The following is a 6,696-nucleotide window of genomic DNA, read 5'->3' on the forward strand; positions in this document are numbered from 1 at the left end:
ATTTAATTAAAATCAGCTAGATTAAAATCTTCTAAGAATATAAGGGGTTAGAGAAGAATGAATAGAAAAATAAATTTGAAAAGATACGCTTTATATCTTTTTCGTTGGCAGCTTTCAACTCCGATAATGACGCCAGTCACTTTATATTTTGGCGCAACTATCAAGGGCGTCGTTGCGGCCAATCTCATTGGCGGACTTATTTTTTTCTGGATCGACAAATATATATTTAGTTCCGATAGGTCGGATATTTTTCGAAAATATCTTTTTTATCTCGGAAGATGGCAGTTAACTTCGATTACTCTTTACCCCTGTTTGCTATTATTCGGTTCAGGCTTGTCTGGAGTGATCGCAGGGAATTTTATTGGCGGATTAATTTTCTTCTGGGTGGATAAATATATTTTTTCCGACAAAATAGTTCCGACTTATTGGGAGATTGTGGAAAAATCGACTTGCTATGATTGTGGGAAAATGGGAAGAGGATATCGCATTGTTAAAGCAAAAAATTACGATAAAACAAAAGACAAGGAACCGCAATATCGCTGTGAAGAATGCTCTGCCAGAAAAACAGAAGAACTTCGGCAAAGAGGGCTTGCAATTTAGAATCCCGCGAATATCATAAAAAATAACATGTAACAGCAATTTTAGCTTCTTTGACCAAGGAGTTTTTTTTTGATAAGCTATAGTAAGCTAAATTTAACATGAAAAGCTTCAAATATTAATATTTTTGATTTTTTATTATGTCCATATTCAAGAAAATTTTTGGCTCAAATGAGAGGGAAGTCGGAAAACTTCAGCCGATTGTCGATGCAGTCAATTCTTTTGAGCCAGCTATATCAAAATTATCCGATGAAGAACTGAAAAGTAAGACGGGGGATTTGAGAAAGAGATTCGAGAGCGGAGAAACTCTGGACAATCTGCTCCCGGAAGCTTTTGCAGTTGTCCGCGAAGCGGCCAAAAGAATAATAAACGAAAGGCATTTCAATGTCCAGATTATTGGAGGAATCGTTCTTCATCAAGGAAAAATTGCTGAAATGAAGACTGGAGAAGGAAAAACATTGACCTCGACGCTGCCGATGTATCTCAATGCGCTCACAGGGAAAGGAGTGCATATTGTGACAGTGAATGATTATCTGGCCAAACGAGATTGCAATTGGATGGGATCAATTTTTCATTTTCTTGGAATTTCTACGGCTTGCATTATCCATGATCATTCATATCGCTATGAACCGAAGATTGTTGATGCCAATGAAGCGAATATAGAGATGGAAAATCTGGTTGAGATATCAAGACGCGAGGCTTATGCATCGGACATTACTTACGGAACCAACAATGAATTCGGATTTGATTATCTTCGCGATAATATGGTGCAAAGTTTTGATCAAATGGCTCAACGCGAGTTAAACTATGCTATTGTCGATGAAGTAGATTCTATTCTCATTGATGAAGCCAGAACCCCGCTTATTATTTCTGCTCCGGATATGGAGTCAACTAAGCTTTATCAAAAGTTTGCGCAAATCGTCCCAAGACTCAAAGAAAAAGATGATTATGAAGTAGATGAGAAAATGAAATCGGTAATTCTTACTGAAGCGGGAATTGCTAAAGTGGAACAACTGTTGGGAGTGGGAAATATTTATGAGCCGGGAAAAATAAGTTATGTTCACAATCTTGAACAATCGCTCAAAGCTCACGTGCTTTTTAAATTAGACAAGGATTATGTCGTGAAAGACGGAAACGTGATTATTGTTGACGATTTTACCGGACGGCTTATGGAAGGAAGGCGCTATAGCGAAGGACTCCATCAAGCAATCGAAGCCAAAGAAGGCGTGGAAGTGCAAAAAGAATCAAGAACTTTGGCAACGATTACTTTTCAAAATTATTTTCGAATGTACAACAAACTTTCTGGAATGACCGGAACGGCAATTACCAGTGCGGAAGAATTTTTCAAAGTATATAAATTAGATGTGGTGGAAATTCCAACCAACAAACCGATGGTTAGAAAAGATCTTTCCGATATGGTGTATAAAACCGAAAAAGGAAAATTTAATGCTATCGTAGAAAGAATAAAAGAAGCAAGCAGAGCCGGACAGCCGCTTCTAGTGGGAACAATTGCCATTGAAAAATCGGAATATTTAAGCGCTTTACTTCAAAGAGAAGGAATAAGTCATAGCGTTTTAAACGCCAAACAGCATGAAAAGGAAGCTCTCATTATCACTAACGCCGGCCAAAAAGGAGCTGTGACCATTGCAACCAATATGGCGGGTCGTGGAACCGACATTAAGCTTGGAGAAGGCGTCAGAGAGGTTGGAGGGCTGTATATAATCGGCACAGAGCGCCATGAGGCCAGGCGCATCGATAATCAGCTTCGAGGACGCGCAGGACGCCAGGGAGACCCGGGAGTGTCCCAATTTTATGTTTCTCTGGAAGATGAACTGATGCGCAGGTTTGGCGGAGATAAGATGAAAGGAATGATGGATAGATTGGGACTTCCTGAGGATCAACCGATTCAGAACTCGATTATTTCCAAAACCATTGAAAATGCCCAGAACAAAATAGAGGGATATAATTTCGATATCCGAAAACATGTTTTAGATTATGATGACGTAATGAACAAGCAAAGGGAAGTTGTTTACAAAAAACGGAAAGAAATTTTGGAAAAAGAAAATATTAAGAGCGAGCTCAATGATGACATCTCTGAAGAAATTGAAAGGTTAGTATCCTTCCATACGGCTGGCGATGAATATGATTGGAATTTTGATGATCTATTCTTTGAGGTTAATAATATTTTTTCGATAGCTGAAGACAGCAGAAAACAGCTCGATATTATAAAAGAAGACAAAGCAAAAAATGAAATCGAAAAAAGAGGAGTTTTGCATGAATATCTTATGGATTTAGCCAAAAGCGCTTACGGGCAGAAAGAAAAAGAAATTGGCGATGAAAATATGCGCCGGGTGGAAAAAATGATTACACTTCAGACGATAGATACTCTTTGGATGAATCATCTGGACGAAATTGATTATCTTCGGGAAGGAATCGGACTTCGAGGATATGGACAGCGCGATCCGCTTATTGAATACAAACGCGAAGCTTTCAGCTTATTTTCCAATCTAATGGAAAAAATCCGTTCTACCGTCGTCCACACAATTTTCCGAATTCAGGCAACTCCGATAAATCAAATGCAAACAGAAGAAAGGAAAAATTTACAATTTAAAGGCGCCGATTCTGATGCCCAGCAATTTGCCAGCGCTAAACAGATGCAAAGTTCAGAAGGCGGTTCTCCTCAAAAAGAGGAAGTCAAACAGAAACCGATTATTAACGATGACAAAATCGGAAGAAACGACCCCTGCCCATGCGGAAGCGGTAAAAAATATAAGAAGTGCTGTGGAAAATAAAAATCCCCTGCAGCATTTTATTGCATACAGGGGTGTTGAAAACCGCAAGAATTACGTCAGAATTGGCTGTACTCATATGTTTTGAGTATATAACCTTCTGACTCTTGCGGGAGCCTAATCCGATTTCTCCTCATTGTTAATTGAGAGAAGGCGGAGATGCGGCTCACATCTCCAGCTGGATAAATTTATAATATCAAATTTATTTAAAATATCAACTTATTAAAAATAAGATCATAGAAATAATGTATGCTTAGAATTGGAAAATATCAGCATTATAAAGGAAAGCTTTATGAAGTTATCGTAATTGCAACTCACAGTGAAACTCTGGAAAAATTAGTTGTGTATCAAGCAATGTATGGAAAGAAAAAATTATGGGCAAGACCATTTGATATGTTCAATGAAAGAGTTTTAATAAAAGGGAAAAAGATCAAGAGATTTGAATTTATTTCAAAAAAATAATCTTACTACAGTATTACAGTATGCTGTAGCAAGATAATTAGTAGTATTGCGATAAAAAAATATGGAAGAGAATAATTTTAAAAAAATTAAAGGATCAACTTTTATTCTTCAAAGAAAGGACGAAAAAATATTAATGCAATTGAGGGACGGTAAATCAAAGCACTATCCGAATATGTGGTGTTTTCCCGGCGGAAGAGGGGAAAAAGGAGAAAAGATAAAAGATACAATTGCAAGAGAGGCAAAAGAAGAGTTCAATATTGATTTAAAATTGCAGAATTGCAAGTTGATAGCGAAATATAGCCTTCCCTACGTACCTATAACTGATTACGTATTTTTATGCAAGATTGATGAAGATCAAAAAACAAAGTTGCGTGAAGGCGCTAAAATGCAGTGGATGAGCATTAAGGAAATTAGAAAACTTAAACTAGGTTTTGGACAAGAAATCATAATGCCCTATTTATTAAAAAATTTATAATTTTATGGAAGAAAATAGACCAAGAATCGGAATCGGCGTAATGATTTTTAAGAATGGGAAAATTTTGCTGGGAAAAAGAAAGGGTTCTCATGGAGAAGGAGAGTATGCTTTTCCGGGCGGGCATTTGGAATATATGGAATCAATTGAGGAAGGCGCGCTTCGAGAATTAGCGGAAGAATGCGGAATAAAAATAAAAAATCTGAGATTTCAATTTGTGGCTAATGTAAGGAAATATAAGCCCAAGCATTATATTCATTTTGGAATGGTGGCCGATTGGAAAAGCGGAGAACAGAAAATATTAGAGCCAGACAAGATGGAAAGCTGGAATTGGCATAGCTTGAATAAATTGCCGAAACCCATGTTTGAATTCTGCAAGCTGGCGGTAAAAAGTTATAAAACTAAAGATAATTATTTTGATAATTTATGATCGCGTTTGAAAAATCAGTCGGAGCAGTGATTTTTAGAAAAAAAGATAATAATATTTTTTATCTTCTGCTTGATTATGGAAAAATGAAAAATGGAAATGATTATTGGGGTTTTGTGAAAGGACACACAGAAAAAGGCGAGACTGAAGAAGAAACGATGCGTCGGGAAGTCTTTGAAGAAACCGGAATATCTAATTTAAAAATGATTTCTGATTTCTGTGAAAATAATCGCTATTTTTATCGCGCTTCTGGAGAAGAAAAAAAAGAGAGAAAGAGAAACGGGCGAAAAACATTGATTGCAAAAAAAGCAGTATTTCTTTTGGCGGAAACAAAATCAGAAAATGTCAGACTCTCTGATGAGCATATTGATTTTGTTTGGCTTCCATTTGAAGAGGCACTAAAGCAGTTAACCTATAAAAGTTCCCAAAAAACCCTTGAAAAAGCCGATAGATTTCTTGAAAAAAGTTTATGCTAGACTAAAAATAGCAGTTTTGACTTTATGCCTATTTTGGGTTATTATTAACGAACCTTAAAACAAAAACAAAATAGGGGTTTTAGAAACCATAATGAGTTAGGTTAGTTTTTTTTATGTTTAAAAAATTAGAAAATATATCTAAAATAATAGGCGGTTTATTTGGCAAGGTTTCCCAGGACATTGGAATTGATCTTGGAACAGCTAACACGCTGGTCTATGTGAAAGGCAAGGGGATTGTCATTAATGAACCTTCAGTTGTGGCGGTCAACAAAAAAACTGGTCAAATTCTTGCCATCGGGAAAGATGCCAAAAGAATGGTCGGAAAAACTCCGGGACATATTGTGGCCACAAGGCCTTTAGTTGACGGGGTGGTGAGCGACTTTGAAATTACCGAACAAATGCTCCGCCATTTTATTAATAAGGTTGGAAAGCAATCCTTTTCTTTGATACCGAGGCCGAGAGTTCTAATTGGAATTCCTTCTGGAATAACCGAAGTGGAAAAAAGAGCAGTGATCGATGCGGCGACTAATGCCGGGGCGAGGGAAGCTTATCTTATTGATGAACCGATGGCGGCGGCGATTGGGGCGCGTCTTCCTATTACTGAAGCAGCCGGAAATATGGTAGTTGATATCGGAGGAGGAACTTCAGAAATTGCAGTCATATCTTTGGGAGGAGTAGTAATATCCAGAAGTCTTCGGGTGGCTGGCGATGAAATGAATGAAGACATTGTCAGATATTGCCGTGATGAATTTAATCTTCTGATTGGAGAAAAAACGGCGGAAGATGCAAAAATTGCTATTGGAAGCGCTTATCCGATGAAAGAAGCTATGACAATGCCTATGCGAGGCAGAGATTTAATTAGCGGGCTTCCAAAAGAGGTTATGGCTAATGATGAGCAAATACGCCAAGCGTTATCCAGATCAATAAGGATTATTATCAACAATATCAAATCAGTAGTCGAAGATACCCCCCCTGAACTTTTGGCCGATGTGATGCAAAGGGGAATAATCCTGGCCGGCGGAGGAAGTTTGATTAGGGGAATGGACAAGTTGGTTGCTAATCAGACTGAAATGCCGGTGAGAATGATGGAGGATCCCTTGACGGCTGTTGTTCGGGGGACAGGAATAGTGCTTGAAGACCTTGAGAATCTCAAATATGTCCTGGTTGAAAATGAATACGCGAAATCCCTAATTTAGAATCAAGAATCATGAATCATGAATTACGAATTTTAATACTCAATGCTTTTTGCATGATTCATAATTCATGATTCATAATTCATCGCATTATGTCTTTTAATTTTTTCTCGGGAAAATTTTTTAAATTAGTTTCCGTTATGGCGATTTCAGGGTTCCTTATTTTTTTTAACCCATACAATTTTTTTAATCCGATCCGCTCGGTATTTTTTGTTATCTTTTCCCCTTTTCAGAAAGTTGCATACGGATTAACTTTTGAAGGAATGGAAATTAGAAATTT

Annotated in this window: 7 protein-coding genes; all 7 read left to right on the forward strand. The window is 37.4% G+C overall.

Going from position 1 to position 6,696, the window contains the following annotated elements:
• The first annotated feature begins 57 nt into the window (after positions 1 to 57).
• The 7 genes from WC906_04755 (at position 58) to WC906_04785 (ending at position 6,419) form a co-directional block, all read left to right on the forward strand.
• On the forward strand, positions 58 to 600 hold the full coding sequence (locus WC906_04755) for a hypothetical protein (protein ID MFA5777723.1): 543 nt from the start codon (positions 58 to 60) through the stop codon (positions 598 to 600).
• Between the two features lie 137 nt (positions 601 to 737).
• Entirely contained in the window at positions 738 to 3,389 is a 2,652-nt protein-coding gene (gene secA / locus WC906_04760) for a preprotein translocase subunit SecA (protein ID MFA5777724.1), read from the forward strand.
• 246 nt (positions 3,390 to 3,635) lie between these two features.
• Positions 3,636 to 3,848 carry a DUF1653 domain-containing protein gene (locus tag WC906_04765; GenBank protein ID MFA5777725.1) on the forward strand — a complete coding sequence of 71 codons (213 nt, stop codon included), beginning with the start codon at positions 3,636 to 3,638 and terminating at the stop codon, positions 3,846 to 3,848.
• A gap of 61 nt (positions 3,849 to 3,909) precedes the next feature.
• On the forward strand, positions 3,910 to 4,323 hold the full coding sequence (locus tag WC906_04770; protein MFA5777726.1) for an NUDIX domain-containing protein: 414 nt from the start codon (positions 3,910 to 3,912) through the stop codon (positions 4,321 to 4,323).
• Between the two features lie 4 nt (positions 4,324 to 4,327).
• Complete coding sequence (locus WC906_04775) at positions 4,328 to 4,750, forward strand: NUDIX domain-containing protein (protein MFA5777727.1); 423 nt, start codon at positions 4,328 to 4,330, stop codon at positions 4,748 to 4,750.
• A complete protein-coding gene (locus WC906_04780) occupies positions 4,747 to 5,223 on the forward strand; it encodes an NUDIX domain-containing protein (protein MFA5777728.1) in 477 nt (158 codons plus the stop codon). The genes WC906_04775 and WC906_04780 overlap by 4 nt, the downstream gene beginning before the upstream one ends.
• Positions 5,224 to 5,336: 113 nt before the next feature.
• Positions 5,337 to 6,419 carry a rod shape-determining protein gene (locus WC906_04785; GenBank protein MFA5777729.1) on the forward strand — a complete coding sequence of 361 codons (1,083 nt, stop codon included), beginning with the start codon at positions 5,337 to 5,339 and terminating at the stop codon, positions 6,417 to 6,419.
• The last annotated feature ends 277 nt before the right edge of the window (positions 6,420 to 6,696 follow it).

Source organism: Parcubacteria group bacterium (genome assembly GCA_041657845.1).
GTDB lineage: Bacteria > Patescibacteriota > Minisyncoccia > Moranbacterales > JAKLHP01 > JAKLHP01.